The organism is Ancylobacter sp. G4_0304, from assembly GCF_047501495.1.
GTDB lineage: Bacteria > Pseudomonadota > Alphaproteobacteria > Rhizobiales > Xanthobacteraceae > Ancylobacter.
In genome coordinates, this window is sequence record NZ_JAZDRM010000002.1 from 130,041 (window position 1) to 155,224 (window position 25,184).

Here is a 25,184-nt window from a genome sequence, read left to right on the forward strand (position 1 = left end):
CAAAGATACAGCTCAGGGTGCCGGTTCCGGCGTGATGATGACCGTGGCCGACATTCCCGACGCCAGGCGCACATTGGGCGGCAGATCGTCAAGGCGCACGCGTATGGGAATGCGCTGGGCAAGCCGTATCCAGGAGAATTGCGGGTCGACGCTCGCCAGCAGCCCGCGTGCGTCGTCGGGATTCGCGATCGCGCGCGCCATGCCTTCCACGACGCCGTCCAGCACGACATTGCCGGCCATCAGCTCGACCTGTGCCCGGGCTCCGTCCTGGATCAGCGGCAGTTTGGTCTCCATGAAGTAGCCGTAGACGTAGAAGGTGTCGGAATCGACCAGCGCGAGCACGCCATTGCCGGTGCTGGCGAAGTCGCCCTGAACCGCCGTCAGGTTGGTCACATGGCCGTTCACAGGAGCGTAGACCTTGCTGCGCCTCATGTTGATTTCGGCCACGACGAGGTTGGCCTGAGCCACCAGAAACGCGCCTTCCGCCTCGGCGGCAATCGTGTTCATGCGCTCGCCCGCCTCCCTTGAAAATCCCGGGCTGTTCTCGCGCTCAAGCGTCGCGTAGCGCTTCGCATCCGCTCGCGCCAGCTCAAGGGCCGCCTTCTTCATGGCGACATCGCCCTGCGCATGGTCGAGCGCCGCCCGGAAGCGCTCCTGATCGATCTCGAACAGCAGGTCGCCCTTCGCGACCAGCTGGTTGTCTTTCACATGGATCGCGCTGATCAGTCCGGATACGTCCGGCGCCACCTGGACGACATTGGCAAGCACGCGCGCATCGCGCGTCCAGGGACTGAGGGTGTAGTACGTCCAGAGCTGCCAGCCGATGACGGCGGCGACGGCTACGAGGACAGAGGTTACGGCGAAACGCAGCATGCCCGAGATCATCGTTGTGTCGCTCCTGTCACCAGCGGCAGCGCGAAGATCATCGCGCCGACGATGATCACATACAGGGCGGCGTCGACCAGCGGCCGATGCCAGACGAAACGGTAGAGGCCCGCCCAGTCCGCGAGCCGGCTGACCACCAGATACGGAACAAGAGCGGCCCCCGCCCACAGGACGACGGGTGGAAGATAGAAGCCGAACAGATCGACCGTGCGGAACAGTGGATCGGAAACCATGCGAATCTCAGTCCGTCAGTGCGAGTTTTAAGAAGCCCTGGTCGAGATGAAGGCGGTCGGACAGAAAGCGCAGGCTGGAAGCCGCCCGCAAGACGCAGCGTGCCGGGGGCGAACCCGCAACGGGCGCCAGCCGCTCAAGGGCGGCCGACATGCGTGATATCTCCGCCTCGGCTTCGTCGAAGGCCGCTTCCCGGCCGGCGCCCATCGTCGGCAGCTTTGCAAAGAAAGCGGCAAGACGGGAGAGGCCCGCTTTAATCGCCTCCCGGCCGGCCTCGGGCATATCCGGATCGGTTGCGGCACGGCGCAGCAGGCCGAGTTCGAGGGCACTGGACGCGCTTGCCAGCATGCCGCGCAGGAAGATGTCGTCAGTGCCGGCGCCGAGCTTCAGCCGCGGCAGGACGGCCGACAACAGGCCGATGATCGCGCGCGCCACGCGGCGCGGCCTCATCGTGCCGGTGGCCGCTTCCGGCAGGAGTTCCGCGATCGTGCGCCGGAAGACGTACCGGCGCGAGACCGCGGACGTGACCGGAATGAACCGTGCCGCCATGAGGCAGACGAACATGCCGAAGACGAGCCCGGAGCAGAAATTGGCGAAATCGAGCGGGTCCGGGTCATAGACGTTGGCCGTCGCGGCTGCGGCCACGAAATAGATGGTGAAGGTTCCCGCCGATTTGCCATAGCGCGGCGAACTGATCAGCAGCCCGAGGGGCACGAGCACGGCGAACAGGAACGCCGCGAGCATGGCGAACCCTTCCAGCCACGGGTAGACATACGCCATGACCGCATAGGCGCAGAAACACGCCGCCACCACGGCGCGGAAATAGGGCCAGCCGAGCTTTCCGGGATCGTCGGTGTTGACGCATTGATAGCTCATCAGAGCCAGCCCGGTGATGCCGGCGATGCCCTGATCCCATTCGGTCGCGTACCAGAACGCGCACAGGACCAACACCGCCAGCGCGACCCGGATGCCCTGCAGCAGCGCCTCGTGCCGCTCCACTCGTGCGGGGCGGGGCCGGCGCACGGCCTGCCGCCGGGAGCCCCTGCCGCGCGATCGTCCCGTGTCGAAGGTCGCATCGGCGATGATCGAGAGCGTGGAAAGCCCGCGCAGCAACTTGTTCGTGCGCCGGATGATCAGCAGCATGTCGGCAAGGGGCTCCAGAGGGAGGCTGCCCGCCATCGCCTCGACTTCGCTTTCCAGCGACGCCATGCGGCGCCGGGCAAGACACAGCTGCGACCGTGAAAAGCCGGGCTTGGCCGCCTCCACCCCGCCGCCTGCGAGGGCCTCCAGCGTGGCTATCGTCGCCTCCAGCGCCGCGTCAAGGCGGGCAAAGTCGACCTTGCCGGCCTCGTCTCCGGTGCGGAAGTCGGCGAGACGGAGATAGAGGCTGCGAGCAACGGCGAGAACCGAAAGCGTCTCTTCCACCGCGTCGCGCAAGGCGACGTCGTCCGCCCTGGTTTCCCGGCGTTCGAACACCGCATAGGAGCGCAGGGCGTCGAACTTGACGATCTTCGCCAGGAGATCGCGCCGCTGGGCCATGAAGGCGGGGAGCGGCAGTTCCGTCTTCAAGGCCGCCGCCGCATGGGCGGCAAGCTCCTTCAGGCTTTTAGCCAGAAGCCCGCGCAACTGGCCGCCGGCATAGATCGGCATCACCATGCTCGTTGCCGCCGTGGCGCATGCGATGCCGATCGAGATTTCCGTGGCGCGGTTCACGGCCACGGCCCATGCGCCATAAGGGGCCGCCGCGCCTTCGAAGATGACGAGCAGGCCGGTATATCCCGCCAGCATGAAGCCATAGGACGCAAAGTTCTTCATCAGCGTGGCGCCGTAATAGCAGACGAAGATCCACGCCGTGGCCGCCGCCACCAGCAGCACCGGAATCTGGGAGAACGCCTTGACGATCGCCAGCGCGCAGATCGCGGCGAGGATGGTTCCAAGCAGGCGAAACGCGCCTTTGGCCAGCGCCGCTCCGGCGGAGGTCTGGGGAAGCAGATAGACCGTCAGGATCGCCCATTGCGGTTCCGGGAGTTCCAGCCAGTACGCAATGGCGAGCGCGGCAATCGCCGCAATGGCGAGGCGCACCGAGACGACCAGATGGCGCCAGTCCGGATTTGCCGTGAAGGCGGGCCATGCGAGGGCCGTCAACCTAGTCGCCTTCTCGCCCAAGGCTCTGTCTTCCTTCACTTTCCGCGCCCGTCGACCGCTTGGCCACTTCGCTCAGAACGGCGCGGAACGCGTCGACGGCGGGATCGATCGCACCGAGATTGCCTTCGATGACATAGGTGAGTTTGCCAAGCGGCGGCAAATCCGCCGCTTCGGGAACCTCTTCCAGAACCATCTTTTTGAAGCTCTGTCCGATCGCTATGACGCCAAGGCCGGAGCGTGCGGCGGCGATGACGCCGAGCAGGTTGCTGCACTCGGCGACGTCGATCCAGGCGCGGCCTCGGGCGAGCAGCGCGCTCTCGGCGAGCGACCGTGTCAGGCTCGGCTTCAGGTAGGTTATGAGCGGCACCGGATCGGAAGGTTTCAATTCGAGGGATCGGTGCCCGATCCACACCAATTGCTCCTGCCAGAGCGCGCTTCCGCTCGAAGCGCCGTGGCTCTTGCCCAGAATGACGTCGACCTCATGCGAGCGCAGCACGTCTTGCAGATGCTCATTGCGGCCGGTGATGAACTTCAGGCCGAAATCCGGGAACTGCGCGCGGAAGATGCCGAGCACTTCCGGCAGTCGGGTTCGTGCAAACTCGTCCTCGATCCCGACCTTCAGCACACCCTTCAGTCCGGGCTGCGCGAGGCGCAGGCGCGCCTCCTCGGATATGGCCAGCATCGAGCGGGCGTAGATCAGCATCGCCTCGCCGTCGGCGGTGAGATTCACCTGCCGGGTGGTGCGGTGAATCAGCTTGCGATTGAGGCGCTTCTCAAGCCGGGCGATCCGCTGGCTGATGGTGGATTGCGACGTCCCGATGTCTTTGGCGGCGAGACTGAAGCTGCGCCTGGTCGCGACGACGTCGAATGCCCGCAACTCATCTGTCTCGATGAGACTGCCGTGTTCCTGCATGGGATGCCAGCCTGTGCGTTTCGCGTGTTGCCGATCCTTATGCATGACGGATCATGCGGGTGGCCAGCGTTACCGGCGGCAACCCGGCACTTATCGCGAGGATGGATAGATGCCCGGCGATTGCTTCGCCCTTTGGCTCGATCGCTTCAGAATCCGCTCAGGACCCGCAAATGGCGGTGCTCATGGCTGTGGCCGGTCGGGTGGGCATGCGAATGCCGCTCCTCGGCGATCGGGATCAGGCTGAGCGCGCCATGGAGCACGCCGCGTTCGGTGAACAGCGCCTCGGCATAGGCCGATACTTCGCCGACCCGCCCTCGCATCAGCATGACATCGATCGAGGTGGTGTGATCGAGCGGGGTCGACAGTACCGCAATCGTCTCGTCATGCCGGTCGAGCCGCCCCTGGGGGACACGGGTCGCGAGGTTGCGGACCGACTGGTCGATGGTGCAGCTGACGACGCCGAAACAGTGTGCCTCGGCCGGCGCCTCGCGGCGCGCGGACAGCCCGCGGCGCACCAGATCGCGTATCGCCTCCGACCGATTGGCGGCGCCGACGCTCTCCATATAGGCGTCGAGCGCGGCAGCGAGATCGTCGTCGATCGCAATGGTGGTCCGTTGCATGGCGAATAGCTCTCCCATCTCGCCCGAAGGATAGGCCGATGAAGAGTGCCGCACAATGAATCCATCCGGGAAGCCCTTGCCCGATCACGCGAAACGGGTAGTATGATATATCTCTAGGAATTTCATACGTGGAGTTTGCCGTGACCAGTCTTCCCGCCACTCTCGGGCGCTACGCCGCCTGTCTGATGCTCGGTTCGACGCCGGCACTCGCCCATTTTCAGGAGATCATCCCGTCCGCCGATGTTGTGCCGGAGGGCGGCAGCGTGACGGTCGAGATGGTCTTCACCCATCCGTTCGAGGGTGGTCCGGTGATGGAAATGAAGCGCCCCGTGCAGGTCGGCGTGCTCAAGGGCGGCAAGAAGACCGACCTCTCGGGCGCGATCACGGAGAAGCCCGTCGGGGGAACGACAGGGTGGACGCTGAGCCATGACGTAAGCGAGCCGGGCGCCGCGATCTTCTATGTCGAGCCCCAGCCCTATTTCGAGCCGGCCGAGAACAAGCAGATCATCCACTATGCCAAGGTGATCGTGGACGGCTTCGCGTCCGGCGAGGGATGGGATGACCTGGTGGGCCTGCCGGTCGAGATCCGTCCGCTGACCCGGCCGACCGGGCTGTGGACGGGAAACCAGTTCTCCGGCGTCGTGCTGAAGAAGGGCGAGCCGGTGCCGTTCGCCGAGATCGAGGTCGAGTTCATCAATGACGGTACGGTGAAGGCGCCGAACGATGCCTTCATCACCCAGGTGATCAAGGCCGATGCCAACGGCACCTTCTCCTATACCATGCCGCGCGGCGGCTGGTGGGGCTTTGCGGCGCTGGTCGAGGGCGACCAGCCGGGCAAGTCGCCGGATGGCAAGGATGTCGCGATCGAGGAGGGCGGCCTCATCTGGGTCAAGACGACCGATATGCCCGGCGCGAAGTAAGGACGTCCCATGGCCCACATCCCTGACGGACTGCTCTCCATGCCGGTGCTGCTCGGCGGTGCCGGCGTGGCGGCTGCGGGTGTGGGGCTCGGGCTGAGGCGGCTCGACGACCGTCTGATTCCGCGGGCCGGCATCCTCGCCGCCGCGGTGTTCGTCGGCTCGCTGGTCTCGATTCCCGTCGGCCCGTCCAGCGTCCATGTGCTGCTGAGCGGGCTGATGGGTCTCATGCTCGGCACCGCCACCTTTCCGGCCGTGCTGGTCATCCTGCTGCTGCAGACGCTGCTGTTCGGCTTCGGCGGGCTGACGACGCTGGGCGTCAACACGGTCAATATCGCGCTGCCGGGGGTGCTGTTCGCCCTGTTGCTCGGCCCGGCGATACGGCGCACCGGCCATGCCGCGACGCGGGCCGCGCTGGCCGGCCTCGTGGGCGCGCTGTCGGTAGCGGGCACCGGCGGTCTGGTAGCGCTGTCGCTCGCTCTCTCATCCTCGGACTACACGCCGGTCGCGAAGGTACTCATGGCCACCTATGTGCCGCTGATGATCGGCGAGGCGTTCGTCACCGCGACGATCGTGACCTTTCTCGCGCGCGTGCAGCCGGACGCGCTGCGGCCGGCAACCCCATGAAACGCGTCGCCCTCGCGCTGCTGCTCGCGCTCGCCACCGCCTCGCCGGCGAGCGCCCACAAGCTGAAGGTATTCGCCACTGTCGAGGGGCAGATGGTCCGGGGCTACGCCTTCTTCATCGGCGGCGGTCGCCCGGAAGGCAGCCCCTGGGTGGCGAAGGAGGCCGCCGGCACCGTCATCGCCTCCGGCACCACGGACGCCGAGGGACGCTTCGCCTTCACGCTGCCTGCCGCGATCGCGAGCGATGTGACCGTGACGGTCGACACGCAGGAGGCCCATATCGCCTCGGCGACGCTGGCGGCGAATCGGCTGGCCGGCGCTCCCTCGCTCGTTCCACCCGCCGCCGCGCCCGCCGCCGGCGCGGCCGATGTGGCCGCGGAGGACGCCCGGCTTGCCGCGCTGATCGCCGGCACGGTGCAAAAGGAGATCGAGCCGCTGCTGGAACGGCTGGAGGCGATGGACGCACGGCTGCGCTACACCGACATGATTTCCGGCGTATTCCTGATCATCGGCCTCGCCGGCATTGGTCTCTGGGCTCGGGGGAGGCGGCGCTGATCACCCCCGGCGATCCGCGGTTGCGCCTGGTCGCGGCGCTCATCGCCGTCGCGGCGATCTCTCTGCTGCACACGCTGCCGGTCGCCATGGCCGTGTTCTCGCTCACCGCCATCATCGCGGTGCTGCACCGGCCCGACCGCCGGCTCTGGCGCCGGCTTCTGCATGTCGAGGCGTTTATTCTGCTGCTGTTCGTCACGCTGCCCTTCACCATGGCGGGCCCCACCGTCGCCACCTTCGGGCCGCTTCATGTCAGCAGCACCGGGCTATGGCGCGCCACGCTCATCGCGTTCAAGGTATCGACCTCCGTGCTGATTCTGCTGGTTTTTCTCGGCGGGATGGAGCCGGAACGACTGGGCTCGACCCTTCGGGCGCTGCACGTGCCGGAGCGGCTCAGCCGGCTGTTCGTCATGACGGCGCGCTATGTCGCGCTGATCCGCGACGAGGCCCGCCGGCTGACCGAGACCATGCGCGCGCGCGGTTTCCGCCCGCGCTCGAACCGCCATACCTGGCGCAGCTACGGCCACCTGCTCGGCATGATATTGGTGCGCGCGCTTGAACGCGCCGAGCGGGTGGAGGAAGCCATGCTGTGCCGGGGCTATGCCGGGCACTATCCCTATTCGCCGCTGCCCGCGCCACGCCATCGCGACTGGGCCGCCTTCGTGTTGGTTTCCGGCGCCGCCATTCTCGCACTGACGGTCGATCGCCTATGAGCCCGTTTCTCGAACTCACCGACCTCACCGTCATGCGCGGCGGCACGACTGTGCTAACCGGCGTGGACCTCACGCTGTCGCGCGGCGAACGCCTCGCCTTGATCGGGCCGAACGGCGCTGGCAAGACGACGCTGCTGCGCAGCATCATCGGTCTGGAACCGATCGGCGGCGGCCGTATCCGGCTTTTCGGCGAGGACTGCACGACGGAGCGCGCATTCCGGAAATTCCGCCCGCGAATCGGCTTCCTGTTCCAGGACAGCGACGACCAGTTGTTCTGCCCCACCGTGCTCGAAGATGTGGCCTTCGGGCCGCTCAATCTCGGGCTCGGCGAGGCGGAGGCGCACCGGCAGGCGATGGCGGCACTCGACGGGCTCGGGATCGGCCATCTCGCGCCGCGCATCAATCACCGGCTCTCCGGCGGAGAAAAGCGGCTCGTGTGTCTCGCGGGTCTGCTCGCCATGAAGCCCGACGTGCTGATGCTTGATGAACCCACCAATGGCGTAGACGCGGAGAATGGCCGCCGGTTGCGGCAGGCGCTTCTCGACTATGCCGGGGCGCTGCTGCTGGTCTCGCACGATTCGCATTTCGTGGCGGAGCTGGCGACGGGCGCGATGGTCGTTCAACACGGCCGGCTGATGCCGGCAGAAATCCATGACCACGCTCATATTCACCAGCACCGCCACATACATCTGGAGCACGACTAGAACGAGTATAATGAATTTAGCTGGGAATTTTTGCTATCTGCAGCTCGATATTTTTCCGGCGGACGGTCACTTATTTAAGTTCGCGATAAATGGACGGCACAACTATTTGACACTGGTGCTGGCGTAAGGCTCTCTGTTATCTAAGGGGCGCGATCACGCAGATCGACCCGGCCTGCCCTTGGGGCACGGCCGGAGGACCGCGTTTGTCGAGGGATACGCTCATGCACTTCACGCCAAGGGAAATCGACAAGCTCCTGATCTACACGCTCGCGCAGGTGGCGCAGAAGCGGAAGGATCAGGGACTGAAGCTCAACCACCCGGAGACGGTGTCGCTGATCTCCGTCGCCGCGCTGGATGGCGCGCGCGCCGGCAAGACCGTCGAGGAGGTCATGGAGCTCGCCGGCAAGGCGATCACCCGCGATGACGTCATGGAAGGCGTCGTGGAGATGATCCCTTATGTGCAGGTCGAGGCCGTGTTCACCGACGGCAGCCGCCTCGTCACCGTGCACAATCCCATCAAGTAGCCGCGCGAGGGATGTCATCATGAGCAAAGACCAGAAGAAGGCGCCGGTCGGCGGGCTCGTCCTCGCGGAGGGCGACATCGAGATCAACGCCGGCTATCCGACCACGACGCTGAAGGTGCGCAACACCGGCGATCGTCCCATTCAGGTCGGGTCGCATTTCCATTTCTTTGAGGTGAACGCCTCGCTGGAATTCGACCGTGAACAGGCCTTCGGCAAGCGGCTGAACATCCCCGCCACCACGGCGCTGCGTTTCGAGCCGGGCGACGAGAAGGAGGTCGTGCTGGTTCCCTATCAGGGCAAGCAGCGTGTGCTGGGCTTCAATGGGCTCGTCAACGGCTGGGTGGGCGACGAGAACTATGACGATTACCGACCGCGCCTGACCGACGCTCTGGAGCGCGCGAAGCGCTATGGATTCAAGAGCAAGTCGTAGCGAGCCGCAACCTTCAGGTAATGGAGCTCTGAGATGGCAAAGATCTCGAGACAGCAATATTCGGACCTTTACGGCCCCACGACCGGCGACAAGATCCGGCTCGCCGACACCGATCTCTATATCGAGATCGAGAAAGATCTGCGCGTCTACGGTGAGGAGGCCGTCTATGGCGGCGGCAAGACGCTGCGCGACGGCATGGGTTACGACAATGAACTGACCAGCGCTGCCGGCGCCCCCGATCTTGTCATTACCAACGTCACCATCGTCGACGCCGTGCAAGGCGTCATCAAGGCGGATGTGGGCATCAAGAACGGGCTGGTCTGCGCCATCGGCAAAGCCGGCAACCCATCCACCATGTCCGGCGTCACGCCGGGTCTGGCGCTTGGGCCGGGCACGGACGCGATTTCCGGCGAGCATCTCATTCTGACGGCCGGCGGCATCGACGCGCACGTCCACTACATCTCGCCCCAGCAGGCCCTGGCCGCGCTGTCCAACGGCGTCACCACCGTGTTCGGCGGCGGCGTCGGCCCGACCGACGGCACCAACGGCACCACGATCACGCCCGGCACCTGGAACATCGAGATGATGCTCCGCTCGTTCGACGGCTGGCCGGTAAATGCCGGCGTGCTCGGCAAGGGCAATGGTTCGGCGCCGGTTCCGCTGGAAGAGCAGCTTCGCGCCGGCGCGGCGGGCTTCAAGATCCACGAGGACTGGGGTTCGACCCCCGCCGCGATCCGCAACGCGCTGACCGTCGCCGATAATTACGACGTTCAGGTCTGCATCCACACCGACACGCTCAACGAAGCCGGCTTCGTGGAAAACACGATCGCCGCCTTCGAGGGACGCACGATCCACACCTACCACACGGAAGGCGCCGGCGGCGGCCACGCACCGGACATCATCCGGGTGGCGGGGCTCTCGAACGTGATCCCCAGTTCCACCAACCCGACGCTGCCCTACGGGATCAATTCCCAGGCCGAATTGTTCGACATGACGATGATCTGTCACAATCTCAGCCCGAAGATCCCCACCGACGTCGCGTTCGCCGAGAGCCGGGTGCGCGCCGAAACCATCGCGGCTGAAAACGTGCTGCACGATCTCGGGGCGATCTCGATCCTCTCCAGCGATAGCCAGGCGATGGGACGGATCGGCGAGAACTGGACGCGCACCATCCAGACCGCCGATCTGATGAAGCAGCGTCTGGGCGCCTACAAGGGCGACACCTCGGGCAACGACAATGAGCGCGTCCTGCGCTTCGTCGCCAAGGTCACGATCAACCCCGCCATCGCGCAGGGCGTGGCCCATGTGATCGGGTCGGTCGAGGTCGGCAAGATGGCCGATCTGGTGCTCTGGGAGCCGGCCTTCTTCGGCGCCAAGCCGAAGATGGTCATCAAGGGCGGCATGATCTCCTGGGCGCTGATGGGCGATCCCAATGCTTCGCTGCCGACACCCCAGCCGGTGATCTACCGGCCGATGTTCGGCGCGATGGGCTCGGCGCTGCCCCGGACCCGCATCACGTTCACGTCGCACGCCGCCATCGAAGACGGGATCGTGGACCGCTACGAGCTGAAATCACAGGTCGTGCCGGTTTATGGGACGCGGACCATCACCAAGGGCTCGATGGTGCGGAACAACACGCTGCCGGTGATCGAGGTCAATCCGGAGACCTTTGCCGTGACGGTCGATGGCACCCATGCCACGATCGAGCCGGCGACCCGTCTCCCACTCAGCCAGCTCCATTTCTTCAGCTGAGCCTCGCATCGTCCTGTGGAGGGGCGCCCCCCTCCACATAAACTCGATGGCACGAAGCCGATGGACGTAATCGATATTCTGTGGGTGGGTCTGGGAGGCGGTGTCGGCTCCCTGCTGCGCTGGCAGGTGGGACGTCTCATCGAGCGGTGGGCCGGTGCCGCGTTCAAGGTCAGCACCTTGTTCATCAATGTCTCCGGCGCCTTCGTCATCGCCTACATCTCCTCATTGCTGGCCATGGGTTGGGAGGATCGCTTCGGCAGCGTCATCGCGTCGTTGGTGCTGACCGGCGTGCTGGGCGGTTACACGACCTTCAGCACCATGCAGCTCGACGCTGTCGAGATGGCCGAGGCCCGGCGCCATGTGCGGGCGATGCTCTATCTCGTCACGTCGGTCGGGCTGGGCCTTCTCGCCGCGGCGGCCGGCGTGATGCTGGCACGGGCATAGGAGAGGGAAGATGTGGCTGCCACCGATCATCGTCTTCGTGGGCGGAGGCCTCGGGGCGATCACCCGCGAACTGTCCATGCTGACGCTCGACCGCTACAGCGCGGCGTTTCCGGTCGACATCTTCGCGGCGAATATCCTCGCCTCGTTCCTGCTGGGGCTCGTCTTCGGCCTTCATCAGGCACGCCGCGCCTCGGACAATGTGACACTGCTGGTCTCGACCGGCTTTTGCGGCGGCATGTCCACCTTCTCGACCTTCATCTTCGGAGCCTATTCGGAGATGACGACCGGCCAACTGGGCCTTTCGCTCGTCTACATCCTTGCCAGTCTCGTCATCGGCTACTGCGCGACCTGGCTCGGCCTTCGGGCCGCGATGCAACTGCGTCGCGCCTGAGGCCACGTCTGTTTGGAGGCACATATGATTCTCGTCGAGAGCACGCTCGGCAATCTCAGCGATCCGCTCTGGCAGCAGCGGGCCGCGTCCGGCACGGTCGACCTGCTGGTGCTGGAGCAATGGGAGGCGCCGAAGAGCCGGCTGCGCAAGGCGAGCGGAGGCGGGATCGAGCTCGCCATCTCGCTGCCGCGCTCCGAGCACCTGCATGATGGCGATGTGCTGCATTACGATGAGGCGGCGAACATCATCGTCGCCGCCCGCATCGCGCTCAAGGACGTGCTGGTCATCGAGCTCGACGGCATCGAGAAGCTGTCGCCGGCCGAGATCCTGCGCACCTGTTTCGAACTGGGCCATGGTCTTGGCAACCAGCACTGGCCGGCGGTGATCAAGGACACCACCGTCTATGTGCCGCTTTCCGTCGATCAGAAGGTCATGGCGTCTGTCATGCGCACCCATGCTTTCGAGCATGTGAAGACGCATTTCGCGCCGGGCGCGGAAATCGCGGCGAAGCTGGAGGCCCGGGAGGTGCGCCTGCTTTTCGCCGGGGCCGACGCAACGCCGCACCACCATCATGGCGCGCATGACCATTCACATGACCACGATCACGGCGACCACCGTCATGATCACGCTCACGCTCATGAGCACGGGCATTCGCATGGCCACGATCATTCGCATTCCCACAGCCACGCTCACGCGCCGGTGAAGTGATGACCGATGACGGCGTGGGCAAGCGTGGCGGTTCCGCCGGAATGGTGCATCTGGCGCGCCTGCTGCAATTCTCGGATTCCACGCTTCCGATCGGGTCGTTCGCGTTCTCGAACGGGCTCGAATCCGCGTTGCAGACCGGCGTCGTCTCCGATCCCGAAAGCCTGCTGAAATATGTCGACCTCATCCTCAGCCAGACCGCGCGCATGGACGGCATCGCCCTTCTACACGCCCATCGCGCGGCGCTGGCGGGGGATTACGATGCCGTCCTTGAGGCCGACAGCGAGCTGTTCTGCCGACGCGTCGGCGAGGAGCAGCAGCTTATGCTCACCCGCACCGGCAAGAAGTTCGCCGAGCTGGTGCTGAAGATCATGCCGTCGCCGACGCTCGAACGCTGGCTCGGCGACATCAAGGCGAACGCGACGCCGGGCTGTCTTCCCATCGGCCAGGCGCTTGCGCTCGCCCATATGGGGGTCGACGAGGTCGAGGCCTTCGTCATGCACCAATACGGCATCGCTTCGATGATCCTGAGCGCTGCGCTGCGGCTCATGCGCATCGACCATCTCGTTACGCAGCGCATCCTGTTCACCGCGCAGGGGCGCGTCGAAGGCGACTATCTCGCCGTGCGCGACTTTTCGCTCGACGAGATGGCCTCGTTCGCACCCGTGTTCGACGTCCTCGTCGCGCACCATACGACCACCCATCTCCGCCTGTTCATGAACTGAACGCGGTATCGGCAAAGGAAGCGGTCCATGAAGAAGATCACACGCATCGGCATCGGCGGGCCGGTCGGCTCGGGCAAGACGGCCGTCATCGAGACCATCACCCCGCGACTGATCGACCTCGGCATCAAGCCGCTGATCATCACCAATGATGTGGTGACGACCGAGGACGCCAAGCAGGTGCGCCGCACGCTGAACGGCATTCTGGTCGAGGAGAAGATCGTCGGCGTCGAAACCGGGGCGTGCCCGCACACCGCCGTGCGCGAGGACCCGTCGATGAACATCGCGGCGGTCGAGGAACTGGAAGAGAAGTACCCCGACAGCGACGTGATCCTGATCGAATCCGGCGGCGACAACCTGACCCTGACCTTCAGCCCGGCGCTGGCGGATTTCTACATCTACGTGATCGATGTCGCCGCCGGCGACAAGATCCCGCGCAAGAACGGCGCTGGCGTCTGCCAGTCCGATATCCTTGTGATCAACAAGAAGGACCTCGCCCCCTATGTCGGCGCGAGCCTTGAGGTGATGGACCGGGATTCCAAGCTGATGCGCGGCAAGAAGCCGTTCATCTTCACCAACTGCAAGACGGGCGAGGGGATCGACGACCTCATCCGCCTCATCCTCGATATGGCGCTGTTCGACGTGAAGGTCACGCCGCCCGCGACGGTGGATGCCTAGAACATGACGCTCCACGAGCAACTCGGCCGCCTCGACGCGGCGCGCGAGCTCCGCGATTTCAAGTCCGAGCCTGCCCAGATGCGGGCGGCGGGACCGGGAAAGGTCGGCGAGTTGCGTCTGGGCTTTTCGCTGCGCCACGGGCGCTCGATCCTGCACGACCTCTATCGCGTGGCGCCGCTGCTCGTGCAGCAGGCGCTGTACTGGGACGAGGCGATGCCGGAACTGCCGATCTGCTCGATCATCTCGATCGGCGGCGGCATCCTGCAGGGCGACCGGTACAAGATCGACATCTCGGTGGGCGAGGGGGCCTGCGCCCACGTCACGACGCAGAGCGCCAACCGCGTCCACCGGATGGACGCGAACTACGCGTCCCAGCACCAGACGGTGACGTTGGAAGCCGGTTCCTATCTGGAGTATCTGCCCGATTTCACCATTCCCTACCGCGACTCCCGCTTCATCAACCAGACCGACATCGTGATCGCGGAGGACGCCACGCTGCTCTATGGCGAGATGATGCTGGCCGGCCGCAAGCATCATCATGCCGACGAGCGGTTTGGGCTCGATCTCCTCTCCGTCGCGGTGGCGGTCCGCCGGCCGGGCGGCCGCAAGCTGTTTGCCGAGAAGATCCTGATCGAGAAGGACGACACGTCGATCGATTACCCCGCTGTGATGCAGGGCTATGACGCCTTCGCCAACATCATGTGCTTGACGCCCCCGCCGGTCGCCGCCCGCATCAAGGAACGGTTCGAGACCCACTTCCCGAGCGAGGCGCCGCGGGCGATTTCCGGGGTCAGCCGCCTGCCCAATGATGCGGGCCTCATGCTGCGCGCGGTGGGCGTGGAAACCTATGACGTGCGCAACGAGGTGCGCCGGTTCTGGCGCATCGTCCGCGAGGAGGCGCGCGGCCGGACACTTCCTCAGGAATTTCTCTGGCGCTGACCGAAGGACCGCAGCCATGGCCAAGCAGAACAGCAATGTCGTCACCGACGTCCTGAAGGGAACCAGTCAGGTTTTCTTCATGGAAAACTCTGTCACGGGCATCCTGTTTTTCGTGGCCATGGCTTATGCCTCCTACGTTTCCGGCGTCTGGGCGACCACGATCGGCGCGGCGGTCGGCGTCGTCGTCGCGACGCTCACCGCAAGGCTGCTCGACTGCGACGAGGCGTCGGTCGCCTCGGGTCTGTTCGGGTTCAACGGTGTTCTTGTCGGCGCCGCCCTGCCGACCTTCATCGCCGCATCGCCGCAACTCTGGGTGTATGTGGTAGTCGGTTCCGCGGTGAGCACTGTGGTGACCGCCGCCTTCAGCGCGACGCTTACCGCCAAATGGGGCATTCCCGGCTCCACGGGCCCGTTCGTGCTCACCGGCTGGCTGATGGTCGCGGGGGCCTATTCCTTCGGCGGCCTGCACGTCACCGGCGACGCTCCCAGGCTCGCGACCGACTATGTGCAGGGGCTTTCGTCGATTCCGCAGCCGATCGAGCTGGTGCAGATCTTTTTCCGCAACATCGGGCAGGTCTATCTGCTGGGCGCCGAGGTTTCCGGCGCGATCATTCTCCTTGGCATCTTCATCGCCTCGATCCGAGCCGGCATCGCCGTCGTCGCCGGCTCGGTGATTGCCATGGTGGTATCGATCGGCATGGGCGCCGATCCGGCCGTGGTCAGCCAGGGGCTCTATGGCTTCAGCCCGGTGCTGACCGCGCTCGCCGTCGGCGTGATCTTCCTGGAAACGTCGCCGAAGGTTATCGCCTATGCGGTGCTCGCGACCGTCGCCACGGTTTTCGTGCAGGGCGCGCTCGACGTGATGGTGGCCCCTGCGGGCATTCCCTCGTTCACGGCGCCCTATGTGCTGACGATGTACCTCTTCATCGCCCCCAAGAAGCTCTTGGTGCCGCATCCGCACAAGCCGGTCGCGGGCCATATCGTCGGCCACGAGCATCGCAAGTCGGCCTCACCCGCGTCCAAGGCGGCGTGAGCTTGAGGCGAAGGTCGTGAAGACCGCTGGAATCGAGACGTCGGCCGGCTTGCCGCCGTCTCACGTTGCCGCCGCGCGCAGCGGGATGGGACTATCCCGGCGCGCATTTTTGAAAGGGTGATGCGATGCAAGCTATCAACGCGGGCGATACCGCCTTCATTCTCCTGTGCACCGCTTTGGTGTGCATGATGACCCCGGCGCTGGCGCTGTTTTATGGCGGCCTCGTCAAGCAGCGCGACATGCTGTCGATCATGATTCAGAACTTCGTCTGCATCGGGGTGGTCGGTCTGATCTGGGTGTTCGGCGGCTTCAGCCTCGCCTTTGGCCCGGACATTGGCGGCGTGATCGGCAACATCGTCCCCTATTTCGGCATGTACCATGTCGGCATAGATCCCAACCCGGAATATGCCCCGAGCGTGCCCTTCATCATGGTGTTTGCCTACCAGATGATGTTCGCCATCATCACGCCGGCACTCATGACCGGCGCCTTCGTCGGCCGCTTCCGCTTCGGCGCCTATCTCTGCTTCATCGCCCTGTGGACCATCATCGTCTACCTGCCGGCGGCACACTGGATCTGGGGCGGCGGCTTCCTCGCCAAGCTCGGCGTGGTGGACTTTGCCGGCGGCATCGTCATTCACACGGCGGCCGGTTTCTCGGCTCTGGCGACAGCGAAATATCTCGGCAAGCGCAAGCTCCCGGCCGGTGTGCGCGAATCCGAGCCGGCCAGCCTGCCGCTGGTGGCTCTGGGCGCCGGCCTTCTGTGGTTCGGCTGGTTCGGCTTTAACGCCGGCGGGGCCTATGCCGCCGATGCGCTCGCCGTCTATGCCTTCACCAACACCATGTTGGCCGGCTCCATCGCCATGCTGGTTTGGATGTTCTGGGAGTGGCGGGAGAACGGGCGCGCCTCTTTCTCCGGCGTTCTGGTCGGCGCGGTGACGGGTCTTGCGACCGTCACCCCGGCGGCGGGCTATGTCGAGCCGATGGCCGCGCTGGCGATCGGCGCGATCGGCGCGACCGCCTGCTATTACGCCAAATACGTGCAGCGCTGGCTTAAGGTCGACGACACGCTTGAGGTCTGGCGGGCACATGGTGTCGGCGGCATGACCGGCGCCATCCTGATCGGCTTCATGGCGAGCTCGCACATCAACGAGGTCGCCGCGAGCGTCCACCAGCTGGGCGTGCAGATTCTCGCCGTCGTCATCGTCGCGGCCTATGCCTCGGTGATAACCCTCATCCTTCTCAAGGTGCTGGATACTCTCGGCGTGCTGCGCGTCGCCGACGAGATCCAGATGGAAGGTCTCGACGAGCCGATGTACGGCGAGGACGCCTACAACCTCTGGGACATGGACCGTTCACTGCCGAAGTAGTCAAAGAGCCCGCACCGGCGCGCCAGATCGGCGCGCCGGTGCCACTCCATGGCGGCGCGCGCCGCTTCACAGATGCGCACAGGGAAACGCGACGAGCGCTCCCTCATGTTTTCGGATTACCCGGCGTCGGGATGCATCTCGTCCCAGACGGGCGCCATCGTCAGCGCCAATCGCTGGAACAGCCGGTAGCGCTTGTCATGGACGGCCTTGTAGTGGGTGGACGGTGTGAAGCTCTGCGCGGTCTTCACCATCCGGTCGACGCCCTGGCCGAGATCGGAAAACAGGCCGACGCCGACGCCTGCCGCGATCGCTGCGCCGAGCGCGCCGGTCTGGGTGCACAGGCTGGTGCGGATCGGGATGCCGAGAATGTCGGAGAACATCTGCGGCCAGATCCGGCTGCGCGCCGCCCCACCGGACAGCACCACATTCTCGAACCGCGCTCCGGCCGCCCTCAGCTTTTCGACATGCTGGCGATGGCCGAACACCACGCCTTCGAACAAGGCGTAGAGCAGATGCTCCTTATTGTGCCAGCCGGCGATGCCGTAAAAGCCGCCGCGCGCGCGGGCATTGCTGGAGTTGCCATAAATGAAGGGGTGAAACAGCGGCAGGTCCATGGAGGGCGAGACCTTCGCCACAAGCTCGCTGCAGGCCGAGGCGACCGTGCCGGTGCCCACCTCGATGCCGCTGCCGAATTCGCGGATGAACCATTCCAGATTGGCCGCCGAGGTCGCGCTCGCTTCCACGGCCATATAGCGGTTCTTCTCGATGATCGAGGTCATGAAGACCAGTTCGTCGAGGACGGGATCGTCGACCACTTCCTGATTGATGCTCCAGGTGCCGGCGACGATGGACGCCTGCCCGGTGGCGGAGACTCCGGAGCCGACCGCGCTCGCCACGATGTCGATCATGCCGGCCACGACCGGCGTGCCGACGGCAAGCCCGGTCGCCCGCGCGACGTCCTCGCGCACGCCGCCGACGATGTCGCAGCTTTCGCGCAGCGGCGGCAGCAGATGTTCGAGATCGCCGACGCCATAGGCTTCCAGCATCTCGCCATCATAGCGGCGCTGGGGAAAGCGGACGAGGCCGGCGACGGCGGCGTCCGAATAGTCGCCAGACAGTTGGCCGGTAAGAAAATGCGAGATCACGTCCTTGCACAGCAGTACCGCATGGGTGCGCGACATGATTTCGGGACGGCGCTCTGCAAGCCAGCGCATCAGCAGCGGGGTCTGCCCCGCCCAGGGCTGCTGGCGTGACCAGCGATGAATGGTCTCGGTCCTCTCGCCAAGCCGAGCCGCGATGGCTTCGGCGCGGCGGTCGATGGACTGGATTCCGAGCAGTCCATTGCCCTCGCGGTCGAGCAGATAGGCACCATTGCCGTGCCCGGCGGCCCCCACCGCCCGGATGCGGGCGGGATCGATACCGGATTTCGCGATACAGCCCCGGATCGCTTCCACGGTGAAGCGGCGAACTTCGTCGATGCTGCGCTCGGCCTGTCCCGGTTCGGGATAGGAGGTTGTGCCCGTGCGCTCCTCGACCGCAAATTCCTTGCCGTCGCTATCGAACAGCACGGCCTTGACCATGGTGTTTCCGGCGTCGATTCCGAGCAGATAGTCGCTCATGCGTCCTCCCAGAGCATAGGTGACGGACCGATGCGTGCCGGTCCGTCTTGTTCGTCGCTGGTCTGCCGATCAGGCCGCTTCGTAGATCGCGTTGGCGCGCTCCGCATCGGCACCGTCATGAATCATCGCCATCAGCGCCGCGACCACGCGGCTCGGATTGGCGTGCTGATAAACGTTGCGGCCATAGACCATGCCCGCCGCGCCCTGCTTCATCAGCACGGCCGACTTCTCGAACACCGCCTTGATCTCGCCCTTGCCGCCGCCACGCACCAGCACCGGCACGCGCGCCGCCTCGACGACCTTGTGGAAGTCTTCCGGGTCGTCGGTGGGATCGGCCTTGATGATGTCGGCGCCGATTTCCTGCGCGAGACGCACGAGGTTGACGATCTTGGTGGTGTCACCGTCAACGAGATAGCCGCCGCCCGCGCTCGGCGCCTTCAGCGCCAGGGGCTCGATCATCAGCGGCATGGCGAACTTCTCGCACTCGCGCCGCAGGCGGGCGACGTTCTCGATGCACTGCTTGAACATCTCCGGCTCGTCCGGGAACATGTAGATGTTCACCACCACGGCCGCCGCATCCATCTGCAGCGCGGCGAGGATCGGCTCCTCGGAGTTCTGCAGCGTCGCCCACATGTAGCGATGGCGGACGGTGTTGTAGCCGTTGGCGACGTCGGTGCGCATCACCAGCGCCGGCTTCTCCTTGCCGTCGACGTTCTGCAGCAGGTCGGCCTGGCCGTAATTGACCTGGATCGCGTCGGGACCGGCCTTGACGAGGTCCGCCATCACCTTCTCGATGTTTTCGAGACCGGGATAGAAGGTCGGCTCATTGGCGATGCCGTGGTCGATCGCTACGTCGAGACAGCCGCCGTTGCGAAACAGCCGGTTCATACGGACCTTGTAGCTACCACTCATGACACTCTCCTTTGATCTTGAAAGTCGCGCGCCGTCCGTCGCAACGAGACGGCATGGTCGCGGGCAAGCCGCGCGATGAAATTGTCGAGGTGCTGATCGCGCTCGGGCACGGACCAGCCCTTGAGACCGGCCAGAATGTCCGCCGCTTCCTCCGCGACCGTAATGTTGAGACGCCCGGTGATACCGATCGAGGTCCGGCGCAGCAGCAGGTCGGCCAGCGTCTCGACATCCTCGGAGACGGCGAGAGCGGCGAGTTCCTGACGGCTGTAGTCGGGAAGCCCGGCCAGGGGCGTATCGCCCGAGCGTGCGAGTTCCAGAGCGATGGTTCGCGCCTGCGTGCCGTAACGGGTCAGCAGCGCCTCGATGCGCGTCGCCGGCAGGGCGCTGTCGCGGGCGCATCGGGCGACCCACGCGGCCCGAGCCTCGCCAGGCGCGGGATAGTCCTTGCCGCCGCCGATGGCGAGATCGGTGGTCGAGGCGGTGCGCGGAAGCTTCAGCGCGGCGAGCACCTTGTCGGCGACCTGTTCGCCAAAGGCCCGGAACGTGGTCCATTTGCCGCCGACCATGCAGTAGATCGGGAACGGACGCTCCTCGGTCGCTGGCACGACGGGGGTGGAATGGTCCCGCGAGATGCGGCCCGCGACGCTGGCATCGCTGACCGGCAGGGGGCGGGTGCCGGCGAAGGTGTAGACGATCTCGTCGCGGCGGATCGACAGAGCCGGGAAGACCAGCTTCACCGACTGGAGGATATAGTCGACCTCGTCATCCTCGCAGCGCAGGCCGTCGGGGTCGGTGATCGGGATATCGGTGGAGCCGATCAGCACGCGGTCGAAATAGCGGAACAGGATGCAGACACGGCCTTCCTGGTTCTCGTAATAGACCATCTCGTCGCCGAGCGCGTCGTAGAGCCGGCGGTTGTCGACGATCAGATGCGAGCCCTTGGTGCCGCCGATCATGCGCTCCGGCGCCTTGGTGGGCGGGCTCAGCGCCTCGTTCGAGAAATCGATCCAGGCGCCGGTCGCGTTCACCACCACATCGGGGCGCAGCGTGAACGAGCGGCCGGTCATCGCGTCCACCAGCCGCACGCGCCCATCCTTCACCCCGGCCATGCGGACATGGTTCAGCGCCAGCGCCTTGGGATTGGCCGCCAGGGCATCGCGGACCATCTCGACACCGAGGCGCTCGGGCTGGCTGATCTGTCCGTCGTAATAGGTCGCGCTGCAGGCGATCTTCGGATTGAAATCCGGCCAGCGCCGGAAGGTGGCGGCGCGCGCGCTGAAGCGATGCTTCGGCATGGGGGAGGGCGCGGCGAAGATGTCATAGAGCGTCAGGCCGATCTTCACGATCACGCCGCCGCGCCGCGCCTTCTTCTCGGTCAGCCCGAGGAAGCGTTGAAGCGCGCTGGTAATGCCCGAGGTGTAGTCGAACAACGGAACGGTGGTCGGCAGTGGCGAGACGAAATGCGGGGCATTCGCCAGCAGCCGGTTGCGCTCCAGCAGGGATTCCCTGACCAGCTTGAATTCGCCGGTCTCCATGTAGCGCAGGCCGCCATGGATCATCCGCGACAGCGCGCCGCTCGCGGCCTCGCACCAGTCGCCCCGCTCGACCAGCACCACGTCGATCCCCTGGAGCGCGAGCTCGCGAAACGCCGAGATGCCGTTGATGCCGCCGCCGACCACGAGAACGCGGGTTCGCTCACGCTGGGCGAGGGCCTCCAGTCGGGAAGCGCGATTGTCCGGCTTTGCGGCCTGCGATGCGGTCATTGCCCGTCCTTCTCGTCGAGACGATCCAGAATCTCGACGGCTGTGTGTTCGTCCGTGGCCAGCGCCTTGAGGTAATTGCCGCGCAGGACACTGATGATGGGAGACACCTTGGCGCTGCCCGCCGCGACGCCGAGCGTCAGCGGGATGCGGGTCAGTTCGTCCGGCGTCATGCAGACCAGCTGGCGGTTCAGTGCATAGGGTGCGAGCTGGCCGGAACCGTCGAGCAGATGCGCCAGAAGCTCGGCTTCGGCGCGGGATTGTCGAATGGCGTCGATGTCGCCCGACGCCTCCGGCGTCAGGTCGAAATAGCTCGACCCGTCGGCATGGATCGACCCGACGCCGACCACGGCGATATCGGCATTGCGGGCGCGGTCCAGCGCCTCGATGCAGGAACGGATCTGCATCAGCGCGTCGCGTTCCGCCGGCGAGGCCGCGAACATCGGCACATGGATCTGGTAGGCCCGGCCGCCCAGCTTCATCGCCAGTTCCGAGGCGAGATGGTTGACGTCGGTATAGTGCTTGCCCTGCACGCCGCCGGTCGCGGGCACCACGCTGACGTCGAACTTCTGGTCAGTCTCCATCGCGTCGACCAGCGCACTCACGCCCTTGCCGCCGGTGACGCAGATGGTCTGGCCGTCGCGCAGATTCTCCAGCAGGAAAGACGCAGCCGCCTTGCCCGCTGCCTTGAGCCGGGAGGGATCGTCGAGCGTCGCGCTGGGCGCGGCGACGACTTCGCTCAGCCCGGTGCGCTGGACCAGACTGCCCGCCGCGTCGAAGGCGGATTGAAACGGGCTGCGGATCGAGATCTCGACCATGCCGAGATCCCGGCCCTGCTTGATGATGCGATTGACGCTCGCCACGGAGAGGTTGGTCTTCGTGGCGATGTCGATCTGCTTCATGCCCTCGATGAAGTGCATCGTGAGAATACGATGCATCCGTCGCACGGCATCGAAACTTTCGCGGTCGGGGGTACTCACTCGTTCATCCCTTATTTCGCGCGATAGCGGTTGAGGAGATGATCGAAGGATACGGCACCCAGCAGGATGATGCCCTTGATCATCTCCTGCCAATATGCGGAAACGTTGAGCAGGATCAGCGAGCTGCTGACGATGGAGAGCAGCGCGATTCCGAGCACGGCGCCGAAGATCGAGCCGGTGCCGCCCTTGAGGCTGGCGCCGCCGATCACCGCCGCGGCGATGACGTTCAGCTCCATGCCGATGCCGAAATTGGGCGTCGCCGAGCCGAGGCGGGCCATGTAGACGATGCCCGCGATACCGGCCAGCACCGAGCACAGCACGGTGACGAGGAACTTGACCTTGTCGACCTTCACACCGGAATAGGCCGCCGCCTTTTCGTTGCTGCCGGTATAGAACACCTGCCGGAAGGCAGTGGCGTTGCGCAGCAGGAAGTCGAATACCAGCGCGATCACCACGAACAGGATGATCACGAAGGGAATGTCGTAGACGCTGCCCTGGCCGATGAACTTGAATTCCTTCGGCAGGGAAAACAGCGACAGCGGCGAGCCATTGGTGATGACCATGCACAGGCCGCGCACGATCACCATTGCCGCCAGCGAGGCGATGAAGTGGCTGAGCCCGATGCGGGTAACGCACAGGCCCATGCCGACGCCCACCGCCGCCGCCGCTGCGATGCCGCCGAGGCTGGCGATCCACGGGTCCATGCCGCCGAGGAAAAGCTGGCCGGCCACCACCATCGACAGGCAGACCACTGCGCCTACCGACAGGTCGAGCCCCCCGACGATCAGCAGGATGGTCATGCCGACCACGACGATGCCCTCGATGGAGAAGGAGAGCAGCATGGTCTTGATGTTGGAGACGGTGAGGAAATAGGGCGAAGCAAAGCTCATCACCGTGAACAGGATCACGATGATGGCGAGCAGCCCGGCTTCGCGATGTCCGGTCAGCGAGACGAGAAACGAGCGCGCCGGGACGCCGGCGGTTTCGGTGGCGCTGCCGCTGGTGTGATGTCCGATGGCCATGGGTGTTCTCTCGATCCTTCAGGGCGTCAGGCGGCTGCGCAGGCTTGGGGTTGCAGGCCGGAGGCAAGGGTTATGATGTGCTCCTCGGTCATCAGCGGGCCGTCGGTGACCTCGCCGACGATACGCCCCTCGTGGACGACGAGGATGCGGTCGCAGAGGCCGATCAGCTCGGGCAGTTCCGAGGAAATGACGGCGATGCCGGTGCCGGAGGAGGCGAGCCCGCGCAGGATTTCGTAGATCTCGGCCTTGGCGCCGACATCGACGCCGCGTGTCGGTTCGTCGAGGAAGATCACCGACGGGTTGACCGACAGCATCCTGGCGATCGCCACCTTCTGCTGGTTGCCGCCCGAGAGCGAGGAGACCGGATCGGTGATCCGGCCGCGCTTCAATCCCACCTTGCGGCCGAGTGCATCGGCGAAATCGCGCTCGCGCGACTGGTCGATCAGACCGAGGCGCGAGACGAGCGAGGGGCGCAGCGCCGTCACATTCTGCGAAATCGGCAGATCGACGAACACGCCGGAGCCCTTGCGGTCCTCCGAGAGATAGACGATGCCGTTGCGGATGCTCTGGTCGTAGCTGCGCTGGGGCACCGTCACGCCATTGAGCGCGATCTCACCGCTGGAGCGGGCGCGCAGGCCGCACACCGCCTCGGCGATTTCGGTGCGTCCGGCGCCGATCAGCCCGGCGAAGCCAAGAATCTCGCCATGGCGCAGCTCGAAGGCGACGTCGTTGAAACGGTGGCCGTCGGACAGTGCTCCGACGGTGAGCACGGGGGGCTTGCCCGACAGGTCTTCCGCCTTGGGCGGGAACAGCCGCGACAGTTCGCGCCCGACCAGCCGGTTGACGACCACTTCCGGCGTCAGGTCGGCGATGGCGTCGGTGCTGACATGATTGCCGTCGCGCATCACGGTGATGCGGTCGCATAGCGCGAAGATTTCCGCCATGCGGTGGCTGATATAGACCAGCGACATGCCCTTGGCGCGCAGATCGCGCAGAATGCCGAACAGGCGCTGCGCTTCCGGCTCGGTGAGCGCGGCGGTGGGTTCGTCGAAGATCAGCACGCGGCAGTCGAGCGTGAGCGCCTTGGCGATCTCGACCAGCTGCTGCTGGGAAATGGAGAGGTCGCCGACCCGCGTATCGACCGGGATCGGCTGAAGCCGGTTCATCACCTCCTGCGCGCGGCGGCGCAGATCCTTGAAGTTCATGAACAGCTTGCCGCGGGTGGCGGTCACGCTCATGAACAGGTTCTCGGCGATGGAGAGGTCGGGGCAGAGTGCGATTTCCTGATGCACCAACCCGATGCCCAGCGATTGCGCCGCTGACGGGCTGGGGATCGACACCTCCTGCCCGTCGACGATGATGCGGCCGGAATCCGGCTGGAGGATGCCGTCGACAATGTTCATCAGTGTCGACTTGCCGGCGCCGTTCTCGCCCGCGAGCGCATGGATTTCACCCGCGCGCAGGTCGAACTGGGCGTTCTTGAGAGCCCGGACCGGGCGGAACGACTTGACGATGTTCTCAAGCCGCAGCCGCGGCACGGACGGTACGTCTATATCCATGTGAGCGTCCTCCTGGCGCCGGCGGATGGCCTATGGCGGGG

Annotated in this window: 27 protein-coding genes; 16 read left to right on the plus strand and 11 right to left on the minus strand. The window is 65.4% G+C overall.

What is annotated here, in order from left to right; all coding sequences use genetic code 11:
* Positions 1–12: 12 nt before the first annotated feature.
* The 5 genes from VRZ77_RS01850 to nikR form a co-directional block, all read right to left on the minus strand.
* Positions 13–885: an efflux RND transporter periplasmic adaptor subunit gene (locus tag VRZ77_RS01850; protein WP_414591009.1), complete on the minus strand. Its 873-nt coding sequence runs from the start codon at positions 883–885 to the stop codon at positions 13–15.
* Complete coding sequence (locus VRZ77_RS01855) at positions 882–1,118, minus strand: DUF1656 domain-containing protein (protein ID WP_414591010.1); 237 nt, start codon at positions 1,116–1,118, stop codon at positions 882–884. Before VRZ77_RS01855 ends, VRZ77_RS01850 begins: the two co-directional genes overlap by 4 nt.
* Before the next feature lie 7 nt (positions 1,119–1,125).
* Positions 1,126–3,282, minus strand: a complete 2,157-nt coding sequence (locus VRZ77_RS01860) for an FUSC family protein (protein WP_414591011.1) — start codon at positions 3,280–3,282, stop codon at positions 1,126–1,128.
* Positions 3,263–4,174: a LysR family transcriptional regulator gene (locus VRZ77_RS01865; protein WP_414591012.1), complete on the minus strand. Its 912-nt coding sequence runs from the start codon at positions 4,172–4,174 to the stop codon at positions 3,263–3,265. Before VRZ77_RS01865 ends, VRZ77_RS01860 begins: the two co-directional genes overlap by 20 nt.
* A gap of 146 nt (positions 4,175–4,320) precedes the next feature.
* Complete coding sequence (gene nikR, locus VRZ77_RS01870; protein ID WP_241616331.1) at positions 4,321–4,794, minus strand: nickel-responsive transcriptional regulator NikR; 474 nt, start codon at positions 4,792–4,794, stop codon at positions 4,321–4,323.
* Between the two features lie 185 nt (positions 4,795–4,979).
* Here nikR and VRZ77_RS01875 point away from each other — a divergent pair, with 185 nt between their 5' ends.
* From VRZ77_RS01875 to VRZ77_RS01950, 16 genes are all read left to right on the plus strand, one after another.
* Positions 4,980–5,714 carry a DUF4198 domain-containing protein gene (locus tag VRZ77_RS01875; RefSeq protein WP_414591105.1) on the plus strand — a complete coding sequence of 245 codons (735 nt, stop codon included), beginning with the start codon at positions 4,980–4,982 and terminating at the stop codon, positions 5,712–5,714.
* Positions 5,715–5,723: 9 nt separating this feature from the next.
* Complete coding sequence (gene cbiM / locus VRZ77_RS01880; RefSeq protein ID WP_414591013.1) at positions 5,724–6,338, plus strand: cobalt transporter CbiM; 615 nt, start codon at positions 5,724–5,726, stop codon at positions 6,336–6,338.
* The gene (locus tag VRZ77_RS01885) at positions 6,335–6,892 is read left to right on the plus strand and encodes a cobalamin biosynthesis protein CbiL (RefSeq protein ID WP_414591014.1); all 558 of its coding nucleotides are present in this window, start codon (positions 6,335–6,337) and stop codon (positions 6,890–6,892) included. The genes cbiM and VRZ77_RS01885 overlap by 4 nt, the downstream gene beginning before the upstream one ends.
* A 20-nt stretch (positions 6,893–6,912) precedes the next feature.
* A complete protein-coding gene (cbiQ, locus tag VRZ77_RS01890; RefSeq protein ID WP_414591015.1) occupies positions 6,913–7,602 on the plus strand; it encodes a cobalt ECF transporter T component CbiQ in 690 nt (229 codons plus the stop codon).
* The gene (locus tag VRZ77_RS01895) at positions 7,599–8,306 is read left to right on the plus strand and encodes an energy-coupling factor ABC transporter ATP-binding protein (RefSeq protein WP_414591016.1); all 708 of its coding nucleotides are present in this window, start codon (positions 7,599–7,601) and stop codon (positions 8,304–8,306) included. Before cbiQ ends, VRZ77_RS01895 begins: the two co-directional genes overlap by 4 nt.
* A gap of 221 nt (positions 8,307–8,527) precedes the next feature.
* Complete coding sequence (locus VRZ77_RS01900; RefSeq protein WP_414591017.1) at positions 8,528–8,830, plus strand: urease subunit gamma; 303 nt, start codon at positions 8,528–8,530, stop codon at positions 8,828–8,830.
* A gap of 19 nt (positions 8,831–8,849) precedes the next feature.
* Positions 8,850–9,260, plus strand: a complete 411-nt coding sequence (locus VRZ77_RS01905) for an urease subunit beta (protein WP_241616337.1) — start codon at positions 8,850–8,852, stop codon at positions 9,258–9,260.
* A gap of 33 nt (positions 9,261–9,293) precedes the next feature.
* Complete coding sequence (locus VRZ77_RS01910; RefSeq protein ID WP_414591018.1) at positions 9,294–11,012, plus strand: urease subunit alpha; 1,719 nt, start codon at positions 9,294–9,296, stop codon at positions 11,010–11,012.
* Between the two features lie 60 nt (positions 11,013–11,072).
* Entirely contained in the window at positions 11,073–11,456 is a 384-nt protein-coding gene (locus VRZ77_RS01915; RefSeq protein ID WP_414591019.1) for a fluoride efflux transporter FluC, read from the plus strand.
* A 10-nt stretch (positions 11,457–11,466) separates the two neighbouring features.
* A complete protein-coding gene (locus VRZ77_RS01920) occupies positions 11,467–11,847 on the plus strand; it encodes a CrcB family protein (protein WP_414591020.1) in 381 nt (126 codons plus the stop codon).
* Between the two features lie 24 nt (positions 11,848–11,871).
* The gene (gene ureE, locus VRZ77_RS01925; RefSeq protein ID WP_414591021.1) at positions 11,872–12,555 is read left to right on the plus strand and encodes an urease accessory protein UreE; all 684 of its coding nucleotides are present in this window, start codon (positions 11,872–11,874) and stop codon (positions 12,553–12,555) included.
* Between the two features lie 41 nt (positions 12,556–12,596).
* Positions 12,597–13,277: an urease accessory protein UreF gene (locus tag VRZ77_RS01930; RefSeq protein WP_414591106.1), complete on the plus strand. Its 681-nt coding sequence runs from the start codon at positions 12,597–12,599 to the stop codon at positions 13,275–13,277.
* Positions 13,278–13,304: 27 nt separating this feature from the next.
* Positions 13,305–13,952, plus strand: coding sequence for an urease accessory protein UreG (gene ureG, locus VRZ77_RS01935; RefSeq protein ID WP_414591022.1), 648 nt, complete (start codon positions 13,305–13,307; stop codon positions 13,950–13,952).
* A gap of 3 nt (positions 13,953–13,955) precedes the next feature.
* Positions 13,956–14,891 carry an urease accessory protein UreD gene (locus VRZ77_RS01940; RefSeq protein ID WP_414591023.1) on the plus strand — a complete coding sequence of 312 codons (936 nt, stop codon included), beginning with the start codon at positions 13,956–13,958 and terminating at the stop codon, positions 14,889–14,891.
* Positions 14,892–14,907: 16 nt separating this feature from the next.
* Positions 14,908–15,924 carry an urea transporter gene (yut, locus tag VRZ77_RS01945; protein WP_414591024.1) on the plus strand — a complete coding sequence of 339 codons (1,017 nt, stop codon included), beginning with the start codon at positions 14,908–14,910 and terminating at the stop codon, positions 15,922–15,924.
* 125 nt (positions 15,925–16,049) lie between these two features.
* Entirely contained in the window at positions 16,050–17,291 is a 1,242-nt protein-coding gene (locus tag VRZ77_RS01950; protein ID WP_414591025.1) for an ammonium transporter, read from the plus strand.
* A gap of 116 nt (positions 17,292–17,407) precedes the next feature.
* Here VRZ77_RS01950 and VRZ77_RS01955 read toward each other — a convergent pair whose 3' ends face one another.
* The 6 genes from VRZ77_RS01955 to VRZ77_RS01980 form a co-directional block, all read right to left on the minus strand.
* Positions 17,408–18,910, minus strand: a complete 1,503-nt coding sequence (locus VRZ77_RS01955) for an FGGY-family carbohydrate kinase (RefSeq protein WP_414591026.1) — start codon at positions 18,908–18,910, stop codon at positions 17,408–17,410.
* A 69-nt stretch (positions 18,911–18,979) separates the two neighbouring features.
* On the minus strand, positions 18,980–19,822 hold the full coding sequence (locus VRZ77_RS01960; protein WP_414591027.1) for a class I fructose-bisphosphate aldolase: 843 nt from the start codon (positions 19,820–19,822) through the stop codon (positions 18,980–18,982).
* Positions 19,819–21,585 carry an FAD-dependent oxidoreductase gene (locus VRZ77_RS01965; RefSeq protein WP_414591028.1) on the minus strand — a complete coding sequence of 589 codons (1,767 nt, stop codon included), beginning with the start codon at positions 21,583–21,585 and terminating at the stop codon, positions 19,819–19,821. Before VRZ77_RS01965 ends, VRZ77_RS01960 begins: the two co-directional genes overlap by 4 nt.
* Positions 21,582–22,562: a sugar-binding transcriptional regulator gene (locus VRZ77_RS01970; RefSeq protein WP_414591029.1), complete on the minus strand. Its 981-nt coding sequence runs from the start codon at positions 22,560–22,562 to the stop codon at positions 21,582–21,584. Before VRZ77_RS01970 ends, VRZ77_RS01965 begins: the two co-directional genes overlap by 4 nt.
* 11 nt (positions 22,563–22,573) lie before the next feature.
* Entirely contained in the window at positions 22,574–23,584 is a 1,011-nt protein-coding gene (locus VRZ77_RS01975) for an ABC transporter permease (RefSeq protein WP_414591030.1), read from the minus strand.
* A 26-nt stretch (positions 23,585–23,610) separates the two neighbouring features.
* Positions 23,611–25,143 (minus strand): sugar ABC transporter ATP-binding protein, encoded by a 1,533-nt coding sequence (locus VRZ77_RS01980; RefSeq protein WP_414591031.1) that lies wholly within the window; start codon positions 25,141–25,143, stop codon positions 23,611–23,613.
* Positions 25,144–25,184: the final 41 nt, after the last annotated feature.